We start from the raw sequence: 14,478 nt of genomic DNA, 5'->3' as shown, positions 1-14,478 counted from the left end.
TCAGGCGTCTCCGAAGGTCGCGGGCTCGAGCGCGGGCGTGTGGTGGGTGGTCGACAGCAGGCGGCCGTGCGCGCCGAACGTGAAGTGCGTCGGCACCTCACCGGTCTCGTCCAGACCGAACAGCACGCCGTGGGAGCGGATCGCGTTCACGTCGCGGTGGTCGGCGATCGTGACCGAAGCGCACGGGATCACCTTCTCGCGCCACGCGAAGACGTAGATCCCGGGGCGCACCTCCCACACGCTGTTCTCGTCCGTGTCGGCGAGCCCGCGCTCCGGACCGGCCAGGCACTGCCACGAGTACCAGCGCGGGGAGAGGTACACGTGCTCGTAGGCGTGCTCCTCGCTGTAGACCCATTCCACGCGGCGCCCGATGAGCGTGGTCGTGGGGGCGGCCTCGGTGCCGGTGACGTCGGCGCCCTCGATGGTGCTTGGGGCGAAGTGGTGCTGCACCCGGGTGCGGCCCTGCTCGGGCGCGGGAAGGATCTCGGAGATCACCGCGAGGGAGCGTCCGTGCCGCAGGTCGACCACGAGCGAGACGGCCTCGTTCGGGAGGTAGCGGTGGTGGAACTGCACGAAGTAGAGCTCGTCGTCGACCTCGAACGCCTCGTAGTCGTCGGTGTCGGATGCCGCCTCGGTCGGGTCCTCGGCGCCGGGCTGGTACTCCCAGGCGACGGTCGAGTCGTCGAAGCGGTGGACGATGCGGGTGCCGCGGGCGTCGACGACGGCGATCTCGCGGCCGCTCAGCGCGGTGGTGTGCGGGGCCTTGTTGGCGTCGAAGCCGGGGGCGAGCCCTTCCAGCGGCAGCCAGGTGGAGGTGTCGGCGGGGTTGAGGGTCGTCATGGGGTTTCCTTCCTTCGGAGAACGGGGTCGGCGCGGGCGTCAGCGGTCGCTGAACCGCTCCAGATCGGTGGCGAGGCCGTCGTAGACGGCGGGCTTGGCACGGCGGAGGTAGGCGGCGTAGACGATGCCGCCGATCAGCGCGAGCACGAGCAGCAGCGGCATCAGGCGGATCGCGAGCTCCTCGGAGCCGGCCACGATGTTGAAGTTCACGATCGCCAGGATCGAGATGGCCGCGATGCCGAGGAAGCCGATGCCCGGAGCGATGAAGGTGCCCCACCACCGCGGGTCCTTCCGGCGCCGGAAGTACACGACGATCGAGATCGCCGCGAGCCCCTGCAGGATCAGCACGCTGAGGGTGCCGAAGCCGAGCATCGCGGGCACGAGTGTGACGATGGGGTCGGCGCCGGCGAGGGCGAACAGGATCGCCACGATCGCCGCGAAGCCGGCCTGCACGATGCCCGCGAGCTGCGGGGCGCCGTTCGGGCGGGTGCGGGCGAGGGCCTGCGGGAGGATCTTCGCGCGGCCCAGCGAGTACAGGTAGCGGGTGGCGGAGTTGTGGAAGGCGAGCATCGCCGCGAAGAGGCTCACCAGGAGCAGCACCATCATCACGGTCGTGAGCGGTCCGCCCAGGTACTGCTGCGAGAGCGAGAAGATGAGGTCGCCCGTGGGCAGGTGCTCCAGCGCCGTGACCTGCGCCTGCGCGACGCCGGTCGCGCTCACCACGGCCCAAGTCGTGACGCCGAGGATCACGCCGATCGCGATGATCGAGGTGTAGGTCGCCCGCGGGATCGTGCGCAGCGGCTGCTTGGCCTCCTCGCTGAAGAGCGCGGTGGCCTCGAACCCGAGGAAGCCGGTCGCCGCGAGCAGCAGGCCGATGGGCAGCGAGCCGGAGAACACGGCCTCCGGGCTGAACGCGGCGACGTCGTAGCCGGTCTGCACGAGCACCGAGATGTCGAACACGACGAGCATGAGCACTTCGAGCACGAGGCACACCCCGAGCACCTTCGAGCTGAAGTCGACGCCGATCCGGGCGAGCACGAAGCAGACGAGGATCGACAGCAGGCCCCAGACGAGCCAGTGCACGTCGAGCCCGGTGAGGTCGCGGATGATCGTCTGCATGAAGAAGCCGCTGGTGCCGATCGTGCCGACCACGAAGAAGTTGTAGCCGAGCGTCGCGATGAGGCCCGCGACGAGTCCGCCGGTGCGGCCGAGGCCCCTCACGACGAAGGCGTAGAAGCCTCCGGCGTTCACGAGCTGCTTCGACATCTGGGCGTAGCCGATCGCGAACAGCAGCAGGATGGCCGCGACGAGGAAGAACGACATCGGGGTGCCGCCGCCGTTGCCCAGCGCGATGGCGAGGGAGGCGACGACGACGATCCCGGTCAGCGGCGCCACGGCGGCCAGGACGAGGAAGACGATGCCCGCGACACCGAGGGCGCCGGGGCGGAGGGAGGTGTGGTGCGGCGTCGTGGGTGCGGAGGTCTGCTCTGCCACGTCGGCTCCTTTGCTCGGGTGACGGCCGTGTGGACACGGCATCGACGACGAGGGGAATCGTCGATAGAGCGAGTCTGCTCGCCGCCCCGTTCCGACGCTTGACCGTGAGCGAAGGACGATGGTGCCACCGCGCACACCCCGGCGTCGAGCGTGCGGGCCCTCCGCACCGCGGAGCAGGATGACCGGGACGACACCGCTGTCTCGTCGGCGCCGCGCGGCGCCGGGCTGCGGTCGGAGGATGCGATGGACCTGCAGCTCGACGGCACGACCGCCCTCGTCACGGGGGCTGCCTCCGGCATCGGTCGTGCCGTCGCCCGGGCGCTCGCCGCCGAGGGGGTGCGGGTCGCGCTGCTCGACCGGGACGCCGCCGTGCTCCGGGACGCGGCGGGGGAGGCCGGCATCGATCCGGTGCTGCTCGCCGCCGACGTCACGGACGAACAGCAGGTGGCTGCCGCCGTCGGCGCTGGTGTCCGCGCGCTGGGTGGTCTCGACGCGGTGGTCTGCTGCGCCGGGATCTCCGGCCCGGTCGGGACGCCGATCGAGGAGACCCCCTTGGAGGCGTGGAACCGCGTCCTCGCCGTGAACATCACCGGCGCGTTCCTCGTGCTCAAGCACGCGATCGCGGCGCTCCGGGAGTCCGCCGCCGGATCCGTCGTGCTGCTCGCGAGCGACTCGGCTGTCGTCGCCTCCCCGGGCATGGCCCCCTACGCCGCGTCGAAGGCGGCGCTCGTCCAGTTCGGAAGGGCGCTCTCGGTCGACCTCGCCGGCACCGGGGTGCGGGTGAACGCGGTGTCACCGTCCATCGTCGACACCCCGATGAGCCGGGGCGACCTCGGCGCCGCGGCGTTCGACGAGCCCGCCTTCCCCGTGCAGAGCGCCGACGAGGTCGCCGTGCACGTCGCCTACCTCCTCTCCCCGCGGAGCCGGGCGGTCAACGGCACCACCCTCCTCAGCGACTTCGGGTACACCGCCCGGTCGGGTTTCCCCGCCTGACGCACCCGCGTCCGGCCCCACCGCGCACGCGCGCAGAACACACAGGAGCACACATGGCAACCGTGGTCGGATCGAGCGTCTCCGGACGCGTCGTCGTCATCACCGGAGGCGGCACGGGCATCGGCGCGGCGGTCGCGGAACGGTTCGCGGCCGAAGGGGCGCACGTCGTCGTGGTGGGCCGCCGCCCCGAGCCGCTGCACGAGGTCGAGCGGGCCGTCGGGGCGTTCCCCGTCGTCGCGGACGCGGCGGACACCGCGTCGGCGCAGGCCGCGATCGCCGAGATCCTCGCGCGGTTCGGCCGCATCGACGTTCTCGTCGCGAACGCCGGGGGACACGGGTTCTCGCCGGTCGCCGAGACCGACGACGCGAGCTGGGACGCTGCGATCCGCGCCAACCTCACCACCGCGTTCGTGATGGCGCGGGAGGCGCTGCCGGCGCTGATCGAGGCCAAGGGCCAGATCGTGGTCGTCTCCTCGCTGGCCGGTCTCTTCGCGGGGCCGTCGGTGGCCGGATACACGGTCGGCAAGCACGCCCTCATCGGCCTCACCCGGACGCTCGCGCGCGACTACGGGCGCCACGGCGTGCGCGTCAACGCGATCTGCCCCGGGTGGGTGCAGACGCCGATGGCCGACGAGGAGATGGACGAGTTCGCGGCGCACGCCGGTCTCGGCTCCCGCGAGGAGGGGTACGCGACGGTCACCGCCGACGTGCCGCTGCGCCGCCCGGCGCGGCCCGCCGAGATCGCCTCCGTCGTGCGGTTCCTCGGGTCGGGGGAGTCGTCGTACATCACCGGCGCCGTGATCGTCGCGGACGGCGGGTCGCACGTGGTCGACGTGCCGACCATCGCCTTCGACCACGCCGGGATGTAGCGCCGGGTTAAGGGTGGGCGGTGGCCGTCGCGCGGTAGCGGAGGCCGTCCACGAGCAGTCCGACCAGGGTCAGGCTCTGCTCCTCCGACCCTGCGGACTGGCACAGGTTCGCCGCGGCGTAGAGCAGCTGCGTGGCGTCGACGTCGGCGCGGATGGTCCCGGCCGCTTCGGCGGCGCGCAGCAGGCCGTCGAGGGCGCCCCCGAGATGAGCCGTGAAGTACGCCGGCAGTGCCTCGAAGGCGGGGTCGCCGGAGTGCAGGGCGGCGGCGAGCCCCCGCTTCGTCGCGATGAACTGCGTGAACCGCTGCAGCCAGAGGGCGAGCGCCTCGTCGGGCGCGTGCGCGGCGGCGAGCTCGGAGGCCGCCTGCTCCGTGGCATCCACCGCGGTGCGGAAGACGGCCACCACCAGATCCGAGCGCTGGGGGAATCGTCGGTACAACGTGCCCACTCCGACGCCGGCCCGATCCGCGATCGCCCTGGCGGGTGCGTCGACCCCGTCGGTCGCGAAGACCTCGCGCGCGGCGTCGACGAGGGCGTCGGTGTTGCGGCGGGCATCGGCGCGCATGGATCCTCCCAGGGGTTGCTTAAACGGAACAGTGTTCCGTATGCTTCCGGAAGAGCGTTCCGCTTCGGTCAACGATAGGACACCGGACGACGGGATGCCAGCCACGAAAGGAACCGCTCATGCACTACCGCACCCTCGGCCGCACCGGCATCCGAGTCAGCCCGTTCGCGCTCGGCGCGATGATGCTCGGCACCGACGGCCGCATCGGCAATGGCGACGAACAGGACTCGATCCGGATCGTCCACCGGGCCCTCGACGCCGGCATCAACATCATCGACACCGCCGATCGGTACTCGCAGGGCGGGTCCGAGGAACTCCTCGGCAAAGCGCTCGTCGGGCGCCGCGACGACGTCGTGCTCGCCACGAAGTTCAACGGGCCGATGGGAGACGACCCCAACCGCCGGGGCAACTCCCGCCGCTGGATCATGCGCGCCGTCGAGGACTCGCTCCGTCGGCTCCGCACCGACCACATCGATCTCTACCAGGCGCACCGTCCCGATGACAGCGTCGACCTCGAGGAGACGCTCTCCGCCCTGACCGACCTCGTCCGCAGCGGCAAGGTCCGTGCGATCGGCAGCTCCGACTTCCCGGCCTCGATGCAGGTCGAGGCGCAGTGGACGTCCGAGCGCCGCGGGCTCGAGCGCTTCCGGACGGAGCAGCCGACGTACTCGATCCTCAACCGCGGCATCGAACGCGAGGTCCTCCCGGTCGCGCAGCGGTACGGCCTGGGAACGCTGGTCTGGAGCCCGCTCGCCGGCGGCATGCTGACCGGGCGGTTCCGGAAGGGACAGCAGACCGATCTCGCGCGGGCGACCATGTTCCGACACAACCAGGACGAGCGTCGGATCGACGCGGTGGAGCAGATCGTCGCCCTGTCCGAGGAGAGCGGCATCCGGATGACGCACCTCGCGATGGCCTTCGCGATCGCGCATCCCGGCGTGACCAGCGCGCTGATCGGGCCGCGGTCGATGGAGCAGCTCGACGACCTGCTGGAGGGCGTCGACGTGGCGCTGAGCGACGAGCTGCTCGACCGCATCGACGAGATCGTCCCGCCGGGCTCCGATGTCGGTCGTCTCGATCAGCAGTACAACCCGCCCGCGGTGCTCGAGCCGGTGCTCCGCCGGCGTCCGGCCGCCGACCGCTCCGCCGCCTAGTCGGCGGGGTCGTTCGGGCCCCGCGCGTCAGTCGATGCGGAGCTCGAAGCCCTCGTCGGTCGGGACCACGGCGACGTGCGTGAGGTCGTCGACGTGCACGGTCGGGGCGTGGGCTCCCGCGTGCGGACCGATGCCGATCACGCGCATGCCCGCCGCGTGGGCGGCCTGGATGCCGGCGCCGGAGTCCTCGAACACGACGCAGTCCCCGGGGTCGATGCCGAGGGTGCGGGCGGCGAGGAGGAAGCCCTCCGGATCGGGCTTCGAGGCCGAGACGTTCTCCGCCGTCACGGCGAGTTCGGGGACCGTGAGCCCGGCCTGGCCCATCCGCGCGGTCATGAGGGCGACGTTGGCGGAGGTGACCACCGCGTGCGGGAACGGCTGCAGCGCGGCGAGCAGCTCATTGGCGCCCGGGATGCCGATCACACCGTCCACGTCGGAGGCCTCGGTGGCGAGCATGACCTCGTTCTCGCGGAGGTTGATCGCGTGGTCGCGCTCGGGGAGCAGGATCGCCATGCTCTGGTGCCCCTGGCGCCCGTGGACGGTGCGGAGCACGGTCTCCGGGTCGATCCCGTGCGGCTCCGCCCAGGCGAGCCAGAGGCGCTCCACGACGGCGGTCGAGTCGACGAGGGTCCCGTCCATGTCGAGGAGGGCGGCGCGCGCGTGGAGGATCTCGGTCACTCCCTCAGGCTAACCCCCACGCCGCCGACCCACCCCCTTTCGTGCGCCCCGGCCCCTTGCGCACGTACGCAAGGGGCCGGGAGGAACGCAACGGGGTGGGTCGACAGGGGGAGTCAGCCCCCGAGGTAGGCGCGGTGGAGGAGGGCGGGGTCGTCTTGGAGGGCCTGCGGCGCACCCTGGAACGACACACGGCCGCCGGCGACGACCACCGCCTCCTGCGCGAGACCGAGTGCGAGCTGCGTGAACTGCTCCACCAGCAGCACCGCCACCCCGGACTCCGCGATCGACGACACGATCGGCATCAGGCGCAGGAACACCACCGGCGCGAGGCCCAGGGACATCTCGTCGATGAGCAGCACCCGGGGCTTCGCCGCGAACGCCCGTGCCAGCACCACCATCTGCTGCTCCCCACCCGACAGCAGCGCCGTGGGGGAGTCGATGCGCTTCTCCAGCTCCGGGAACTGCGCGAGCACGGCCTCGATCTCCCCGGCGGTGCGCGCCGTGAGGGAGAGGTTCTCGCGCACGGTCAGCGACGGGAACACGGCCCGCCCCTGCTCGATGTGCACGATGCCGCGCCGGGCCCGCGCCACGCGGGAGAGCCGGTCGATCGGCTCCCCGTCCAGCAGTATCGACCCGGACGAGTGCGGCGTCACGCCGGACACCGCCTCGATCAGGCTCGTCTTGCCCGCCCCGTTGGGGCCGACCAGGGCCAGGACCTCGCCCCCGGCGACCCGCAGCGAGACGTCCGAGATGACCGGCCCGGCACCGCGGCTCACCGTGACGCCGTCGAGCACCAGTGCGCTCATTTCAGCAGCTCCGTCTCTCCCATGTACGCCTTGACGACGTCGGGGTTCGCGAGGACCTCCGCCTGCGGGCCGCTCGCCAGGACGCGGCCGAAGTCGAGGACCGTGAGGGTCGGGCACACCGAGCGGACGAGGTCGAGATCGTGCTCGATGATGATGAGGGCAACACCGTAGCGCCCCGGGAGCTCGCGCAGGCGAGCAGCGAGCGCCAGATGCTCCTCGTGCGAGAGGCCGGCGGCGGGCTCGTCGAGGATGAGCAGGCGCGGGCGGGCGGCGACGTTCGCTGCGACCTCCACGAGCCGCCGGGTGCCGACGTCGACGCTCGAGAGGCGCGCCCGGGCCGGCGGGCACCCGAAGAACGCGAGGACCTCGTCGATGTCCGCCGCGGCGAGCCGCCGTCTGGCCACGAAGCGCACGTAGCCACCCACGGTCAGCGCCGGAGGGACGCGGTCCTGCTGGAAGGTCCGTCGCAGTCCGAGTCGCGCACGCCGGGTGGGGGAGAGCCCGGCGAGGTCGCGGTCGCCGAGGAGCACGCGGCCCTCGTGCTGGGGGAGGAAGCCGCTGATGGCGTCGACGAAGGTCGACTTCCCGGCGCCGTTCGGCCCGATGAGCCCCATGATCGAGGCGGCGGGCACCGTGAACGAGACGTCGTCGAGGGCCTTGAGCGCCCCGAACTGCACGGTCAGGCCGTCGACCGTGAGCACCGGGGCGCCGTCGAGGGCCGCCTCGTCGACGGTGGCCGTCGTGGTCGTGGTGATCGCCGTCGCCTCGGTCCCCGCGTCGGGCGGGAGCGCCGTGAGCTCTGCGGTGGCCGTGCGCCGGTCGGCCCGTCGGTACAGGAGGTTGCGGATGCCCTGGCCGAGGTTCGTGCCGCTCGTGAGCGCCTGCACCCCCAGCACGCCGAACACGACGAAGCCCCAGTCCTGCGGCACGCCCCAGCGCTTGAGCAGCTCCGGCACGAGCACCCAGAGCAGTCCGCCGAAGATGGCCATATCGATGAGGTGCGCGCCGGACATGATGGCCAGCACGTACAGGGCGAGGGACTGCAGCGGTGTGAAGCTCGAGGCGAAGGGGAGCTGCACCTGACCGGCGAGCAGCCCACCGGAGATGCCGCCGAGGGCCGCCGACACCGCGAACGCCGTGAGCTTCGCGGTGCGCACGCTCTGCCCGGCCGCGGCCGTGCCCCGCTCGGAGAACGCGACGGCCTTCCAGCTCGCGCCCCACCGTCCGCGCTGCAGGAAGAACACCGCCAGGCCGCAGACGGCGAGCACGACGATGGAGAGGAAGAAGAACTCCCGGTCGCTCCCGAACAGTGCCGGCCGCTCGATCGCGATGCCGTCCGCGGAGCCGGGGAACTGGATCTGCACGAGCGTGACGTCGGCCGCCGCGGCGAAGCCGAGCGTCACCACCGCGAGGTTCACCCCGCGCAGCCGCAGGGCGGGGAGCCCGACGAGGATGCCGACGAGACCGGCCGCGACACCGCCGAGCACGAGCCAGACGAGGAAGCCGCCCGGCGCCTGCATCACGTTCAGCAGCGAGACGATCCACGCCCCGACCGCGGCGAACGTGAGCTGGCAGAGGGCGATCATGCCGGCCGAGCCGGTGACGATGCCGAGGCCGAGGATCGCGATCGCGGCCGTGACGGCGCTGATCGCGAGGAAGACGAAGTAGCCGGGAAGGGCGGCGCTGAGGAGCGCGCCGACGCCGATGCCGACGACGGCGACGGCGAACGGCCAGGTGATCCGGAACCAGGGGCGGTCAGCGAGCGGCATCCCACACCTCCTTGCGTTGCGTCCACAGCAACAGGACGACGATGAACAGGAACGGCAGGAAGTTGCGCACGAGCGCCACTTCGTCGATCTGCGCGACGAGTCCGCCGAGGACGCCGAGGAGCAGCCCGCCGACGACGGCGAGGTCGAGCCGGCGGAAGCCGCCGAGGAGCGCGGCCGCCGCAGCCGGGACAATGAGCATGGACAGGCTCGTGGCGTCGTTCGACTGCGAGGGCGCGACGATGATGATCGCGATGGCGCTGATGATCCCGGTGACGAACCAGACGGCGATCGACAGCGGCCGGGAGCGGATGCCGAGCAACTCCGCCGTGGTCGGCCGCTCCGACAGCGCGCGCAGCTGGGTGCCGACCCGGGTGCGGCGCAGCACGATGCGGACGGCGACGGCGGTGACGACGGCCATCGCCACCGTCGCGACGGTGACCTGGCTGATCACCACGCCGCCGAAGGAGAACGCGGGGCCGGCGATGATCGGGGTGAACGGCTGCGGCTTGTTGCCGAACAGGATGAACGACAGCGAGATGAGCAGCAGGAGCGGACCGACGGTCATGGCCGAGCGGGTCGTCGTCGAGGCCTCAGACAGCCAGGTCGCGGCGATGAACCCGATGGCCGCGGCGAGCACGCCCGCGACGAGGACGCCGAGGATCGAGCCCAGCCAGATGGGCAGCCCGATCTCGCGGACGAACCACACGGCGGTGAAGGCCCCGAACATGCCGGTCGCGGCCTGGGCGAAGTTCACCACGCGCACGAGGCGCGACATGAGGGTGAGGCAGACGCCGAGGACGGCGTAGAGGCCGCCGGCGGCGAGACCGGCGATGGCGCCTTGGAGCATGAGGCGTCCTTTCTGGTGAGGGGGAGGGCCCTTCGACAGGCTCAGGGACCCAGATGTGGGTCGCTGAGCCTGTCGAAGCGCGGGACTATTCGCCGATCCGGAGCCAATCGTCGGCGACCTTCTCCCAGGCGTTCGTGCCCGACTTCAGGATGATCGGCCAGCCCGCGGTGTTCTGCGTGCCGAAGGCGTAGGGCGTCCCCACCATCGGGTTCTCGATCGGGTCCATGCCCTTCAGCGCCTCGGAGACGCTCTCCCGGGTGATGTCGCCGTCGATGCTCTTCAGCACCTCGATGAAGTACGTCGCCGCGAGGTAGCCGCCCTGGCTGAACGAGGTGAGCGGGATGTCGTTCTCCTCCATCAGCGCCCGCCAGTCCGCGTTGATGTCGCTGTCGTCCGTGAACGGGTAGAACTCGGCGGGGACGTAGATGCCGGCACCGGCGTCGTCGATCGCGTCGGCGAAGTTCTCGCTGTAGACGCTCGTGAGGTAGAGCCAGGTCACGTCGTCCCAGCCCTGCGCGTTCGCGGCCTTGACCTGTCCGATCGCGTCGGGCTCGACCGGGTTGATCGCGAGGGCCTTGCAGCCCTGATCGCGCGCCTTGACGATGTAGGGCGTGTAGTCGGAGGCGCCGTACGGCACGGTGTCGTCGACGTACTTCGGCTCCTTGCCCGTGATCTCGGTCCAGGTGTCGATCGCCGCCTGGTAGGTCGGACGGGTGGAGCCGGCGATCTCCAGCAGGATGCAGATGTCGTCGAGTCCGAGCACCTCGGAGCCGTACTGCAGCGTGAGGGTCATGTCGTTGAACGGGCCGACGTTCGCCGGCGAGATGTTCTCGCTGTCGAAGCAGCCCGTGTCGACGCCGATGCCGGGCACCGAGAGGATGCCCTCCTGCTCGTAGTACTTCGCGTTGATCTCGCACTCGATGAGGCTCGCGGAGCCCACGAGCGCGACGGCTTCGTCGCTGCCCACGATCTCCCGCGCCGAGGCGGTGGCCGTGGCGGGGTCGCCCTTGTCGTCGAGCATCTTGTACTCGATCTTTCGGCCGTCCAGGCCGCCTTCCTTGTTGAACGCGTCGAAGACGGCGGCGGCCGCCTGCGAGGCCTCCGGGAACGTCGCCGGACCGCTGATCGTGTTCACGGAGCCGACGACGATGGGGGCGCCCTCGCCCCCGGCTCCGTCGCCACCGGCGCAGCCGGCGATAGCGAGGGCGGCCACGGCGATGACCGCCGCGGTGCCGGATGCTCGTCTGTTCATGTGCTTCCTGCCTCTCCTGTTCGGGTCGTGCTGTCAGCTCGAAGGCTGGGTGTCGGTGCTCGTCGACGGTGCGCGCAGGGCGCGGTTCACGAGCTCCGTGTCGGTGAACTGCTCGAAGGCGACGATCTCGCCGCCCGCCACGCGCCAGACGTGGGCCACCCGGGCGGCGAAGAACCGCCCGGTGCGCTTGTAGGTGCCGGAGTATGTGCCGATGCCGACCACGACATCGCCGCCGTCGACGACCTCGTCGATCGCGACGGTGTAGTCGTCCCACTCCTCCTGGATGCGGCCGAAGACGTTCTCGGCGACCGCGTCCGGGCCGATGTAGGTCCCGGCGTAGGGGAACCCGGCGGCCTCCGTCCACTCGATGTCGGCCGCGAAGGGCGCGAGCATGCCGTCCAGGTCGCCCCGGTCGTTCGCGGCGTAGTGGTCGCGGATGAGGTCTGCGTTGCTCATGTGCTCTCTTTCGTTCCGGGGCCCTGTGCCCGTCGAGGGTGGGTCCCTGCGCCTGTCGAAGGGTCGAAGGCTGGGTCCCTGAGCCTGTCGAAGGGTCGAAGGGTCAGACGGGCTGCGCGTCGGGGTAGGCGACGGCGCCCAGGGGGTAGATGTGCCCGCCGGCGCGGGAGTGCTCGGACTCGCCGTCGCCGTTGAGTCCGAGGAAGATCCCCGTCGTCATGAGCTGGTAGCCGAGGTCGTGGAGCCAGACGCTCGCCACCGCGATCCGGAACTCGCGGAAGCAGAACAGGTAGAGACCGTCCGCGAACTTCCACACCGTGGAGAGGTCCATGTCGCCGTGACCGCGCTGGACGCCCTCGAGGCACTGCCACGCGTAGCGCTGGCTGGAGACGTAGACGTGCTCGTACAGGTGGTGGGGGCTGTAGCGGTAGATGTTCCGCTTGCCGATGAGGTCGCGGCTCGGACCGGGGACCTCTCCGGTCGCGGGGCCGGCGTCGGTGGTCGCGGCCCAGAAGTCCTGCCCGACCTGCGGCGTGCCCTCGACGGCCTCCGCCGCGATGCGGGAGCGGATGACGGTGGCGCGGTGGGTCGTGGTGGAGAAGACGACGGTGAGGGCTTCGCGCTCGCGGGTCTCGAAGGGGATGTTCACGAAGACGACGTCGTCGCGCACGCGGACCGCGTCATACGGGTCGCGTCCCGAGGAGCCCAGTCCCTCCCAGGTCACGGAGTCCTCGTCGAAGCGGAATGCGAGGGTGGTGTCGTCGTCGAGGGTGAGCGTGAGCGCGGTTCCGGCGAGCATCGTGCTCGGCAGGCGGAACGTGTCGATGCCCGCGGCGAACTCGTCGTACGTGCGCCATTCGTCCAGAGCGGGGTCGGTGGAGATGTCGGTCATGAGGGTCCTGACGTCGCACACGGCGGGGCCTCGTCGCCCCGGGCACCGCGTCGTCGCGATGCGCTTGCCTCATGCTCCGGCCGGCCCGGGGGAGCCCTCAAGCGCGCGGAGTCCATCCCGCACCGACAGTCAACCGGCGTGCCCTCCCGGGCAAGTCCTGCCCCCGCGGAGCTTCGCCCTCCCGGTTCCGTCCCCCGAATCCGCCCCTGGCCCCCGTGCGGGATTAAAAGCGCCCCTGCCGCGCCCAACGGCGGCCCGTTCCTGATCCCGCACCGGTGTGTCCCACCGGCCGCCGCCGCGGTGCGGGACGGAAACCGCCCCTGCCGGACGCGTTTGGGGTGCGTTCCTGGTCCCGCACGGGCGTCCCGCCTGCGGCCGCCCCGGTGCGGGACGGAAAACGCCCCTCCCGGACGCGGATGGGGCGCGTTTCTGACCCCGCACGCGGGAGTCAGCCGTGCCCTCTGGCGCGCGGGAGCCGTGCCCTCCCGCGTACGGCGTGCCTCTCATCGGAGCGGGATCGAAAACGCCCCTGCCGGACGTGTGTGGAGTGCGTTTCTGATCCCGCACCGGCGTCCCGCCTGCGGCCGCTCCGGTGCGGGACGGGAAACGCCCCTGCCGGACGCGTGTGCGGCCCGTTCCTGATCCCGCACCCGAACGCGGTGTACCTCTGGTGCACGGGAGTCGTGTTCTTCCGTGCAGGGCGTGCCGCTCGTCGGTGCGGGGTCGAAAGTGCCCCTGCCAATGGCGTGTGGGGTGCGTTCTTGATCCCGCGCGCGACGGGGGACGGTGCGGGATCAGGAACGTGCGCGGGCGAGTGCTGGCGGGGCGGTTTTGATCCCGCGGGCGACGGGGACGACGGGAAGGACGGGGGTCAGTGGGTGGCGCGGTACTCGCTGGGGGAGACGCCGAAGGCGGTCTTGAACGCACGGCTGAAATGCGCGGCGTCGACGAAGCCCCAGCGCGCGGCGATCGCGGCGACGGGGCGGTCGGCGAGCATCGGGTCGAGGAGGTCGCGGCGGCACTGCTCCAGGCGGCGGGTGCGGATCCACGTCGACACGGTCACCCCCTGCTCCTGGAACAGACCGTGCAGGTGGCGGGTGGAGATGAAGTGCGCGGCGGCGATGGAGGCCGGACCGAGGTCGGTGGAGGCGAGGTTGCGGTCGATGTGCGCACGGATCCGTTGCATGAGGGCGCGGTGCGGGTCGGCGGAAGCCTGGTCGAGACCGAGCTCCCGCGTGAACACGGTGGTCACGAGGTCGAGGGCGCTGTGCGCGAGCCGAGCCCCCGTCGTGCCGGCGAGCTCGTCGAGGTTGCCGGCGAGCTGCGTCAGGTATGGCACGACCATGCCGCCCAGCCCCTCCTGCCCGGAGATGCGGACGGCCGTGAGCTGCCCGATCATGTCCGCGGGCAGGCTGATGAGGTGCTTCGGGAACATGACCACCATGGTGCGGAAGTCCTGATCGAAGACGAGGGAGTACGGGCGATCGGTGTCGTAGACGGCGAGGTCGCCCGGCTGCAGCACGGCCTCGCGGTCGTCCTGGATGAGCAGCCCGGTCCCGGCGAGCATCAGGCTCACCTTGAAGTACGAGCGGTCGCCGCGGGCGATGAGCTCGGTGGTGCGCTCGACGACGTGCGAGGTCGCGCGGATGTCGTTGACGTGCACCTCGTCGACGGCGGCGCCGCGGATCACGCCGCGGAACTGGTCAGCGCCCGCGGAGGACACCTGCAGGGGGACGAACGACTCGGAGACGGCGGCGCGGAACTCGCTGATGTTGCGCGCGACGAGGGTCGACACCGATTCGGCGGGGGTGGTGAGGGCACCGTTCATGACTGATCACCTCGGGCTGGTGGGAACGACGACGT

At 71.3% G+C, this 14,478-nt stretch carries 14 protein-coding genes; 3 read left to right on the top strand and 11 right to left on the bottom strand.

What is annotated here, in order from left to right:
* Together AB0300_RS11655 and AB0300_RS11650 are read right to left on the bottom strand one after the other, a co-directional pair.
* The gene (locus tag AB0300_RS11655) at nt 1-840 is read right to left on the bottom strand and encodes a molybdenum cofactor biosynthesis F family protein (RefSeq protein ID WP_366216059.1); all 840 of its coding nucleotides are present in this window, start codon (nt 838-840) and stop codon (nt 1-3) included.
* A gap of 39 nt (nt 841-879) precedes the next feature.
* The gene (locus AB0300_RS11650) at nt 880-2,334 is read right to left on the bottom strand and encodes an APC family permease (protein ID WP_366216058.1); all 1,455 of its coding nucleotides are present in this window, start codon (nt 2,332-2,334) and stop codon (nt 880-882) included.
* A 150-nt stretch (nt 2,335-2,484) separates the two neighbouring features.
* Here AB0300_RS11650 and AB0300_RS11645 point away from each other — a divergent pair, with 150 nt between their 5' ends.
* Together AB0300_RS11645 and AB0300_RS11640 are read left to right on the top strand one after the other, a co-directional pair.
* Nucleotides 2,485-3,327 (top strand): SDR family oxidoreductase, encoded by an 843-nt coding sequence (locus tag AB0300_RS11645; protein WP_366216057.1) that lies wholly within the window; start codon nt 2,485-2,487, stop codon nt 3,325-3,327.
* Nucleotides 3,328-3,380: 53 nt separating this feature from the next.
* Nucleotides 3,381-4,196, top strand: a complete 816-nt coding sequence (locus tag AB0300_RS11640) for an SDR family oxidoreductase (protein WP_071327385.1) — start codon at nt 3,381-3,383, stop codon at nt 4,194-4,196.
* Between the two features lie 7 nt (nt 4,197-4,203).
* Here the strand turns inward: AB0300_RS11640 and AB0300_RS11635 are convergent, their stop codons facing one another.
* Nucleotides 4,204-4,761 carry a helix-turn-helix domain-containing protein gene (locus AB0300_RS11635; protein WP_366216056.1) on the bottom strand — a complete coding sequence of 186 codons (558 nt, stop codon included), beginning with the start codon at nt 4,759-4,761 and terminating at the stop codon, nt 4,204-4,206.
* Between the two features lie 119 nt (nt 4,762-4,880).
* Here AB0300_RS11635 and AB0300_RS11630 point away from each other — a divergent pair, with 119 nt between their 5' ends.
* A complete protein-coding gene (locus AB0300_RS11630; RefSeq protein ID WP_025103861.1) occupies nt 4,881-5,915 on the top strand; it encodes an aldo/keto reductase in 1,035 nt (344 codons plus the stop codon).
* 27 nt (nt 5,916-5,942) lie between these two features.
* On the opposite strand, the gene AB0300_RS11625 is transcribed toward AB0300_RS11630, so the two are convergent.
* The 8 genes from AB0300_RS11625 to AB0300_RS11590 all read right to left on the bottom strand — a co-directional run bounded on the left by AB0300_RS11625 (nt 5,943) and on the right by AB0300_RS11590 (nt 14,443).
* On the bottom strand, nt 5,943-6,593 hold the full coding sequence (locus AB0300_RS11625) for an HAD-IA family hydrolase (protein ID WP_366216055.1): 651 nt from the start codon (nt 6,591-6,593) through the stop codon (nt 5,943-5,945).
* Between the two features lie 113 nt (nt 6,594-6,706).
* Nucleotides 6,707-7,399 (bottom strand): ATP-binding cassette domain-containing protein, encoded by a 693-nt coding sequence (locus tag AB0300_RS11620; protein ID WP_126894342.1) that lies wholly within the window; start codon nt 7,397-7,399, stop codon nt 6,707-6,709.
* On the bottom strand, nt 7,396-9,168 hold the full coding sequence (locus AB0300_RS11615; RefSeq protein ID WP_025103864.1) for an ATP-binding cassette domain-containing protein: 1,773 nt from the start codon (nt 9,166-9,168) through the stop codon (nt 7,396-7,398). Before AB0300_RS11615 ends, AB0300_RS11620 begins: the two co-directional genes overlap by 4 nt.
* On the bottom strand, nt 9,155-10,015 hold the full coding sequence (locus AB0300_RS11610; protein WP_025103865.1) for an inner-membrane translocator: 861 nt from the start codon (nt 10,013-10,015) through the stop codon (nt 9,155-9,157). Before AB0300_RS11610 ends, AB0300_RS11615 begins: the two co-directional genes overlap by 14 nt.
* Before the next feature lie 85 nt (nt 10,016-10,100).
* Nucleotides 10,101-11,267, bottom strand: a complete 1,167-nt coding sequence (locus AB0300_RS11605; protein WP_366216054.1) for an ABC transporter substrate-binding protein — start codon at nt 11,265-11,267, stop codon at nt 10,101-10,103.
* Between the two features lie 33 nt (nt 11,268-11,300).
* Entirely contained in the window at nt 11,301-11,723 is a 423-nt protein-coding gene (locus tag AB0300_RS11600; protein ID WP_085606741.1) for a nuclear transport factor 2 family protein, read from the bottom strand.
* A gap of 103 nt (nt 11,724-11,826) precedes the next feature.
* Entirely contained in the window at nt 11,827-12,615 is a 789-nt protein-coding gene (locus AB0300_RS11595) for a MoaF C-terminal domain-containing protein (protein ID WP_366216053.1), read from the bottom strand.
* A gap of 871 nt (nt 12,616-13,486) precedes the next feature.
* Nucleotides 13,487-14,443, bottom strand: a complete 957-nt coding sequence (locus tag AB0300_RS11590; protein WP_025103869.1) for a helix-turn-helix domain-containing protein — start codon at nt 14,441-14,443, stop codon at nt 13,487-13,489.
* Nucleotides 14,444-14,478 lie beyond the last annotated feature (35 nt).

The sequence above is a fragment of the Microbacterium sp. NPDC078814 genome, assembly GCF_040702645.1.
Taxonomy (GTDB): Bacteria; Actinomycetota; Actinomycetes; order Actinomycetales; family Microbacteriaceae; genus Microbacterium.
This window is presented reverse-complemented; position numbering and strand designations above follow the sequence as displayed.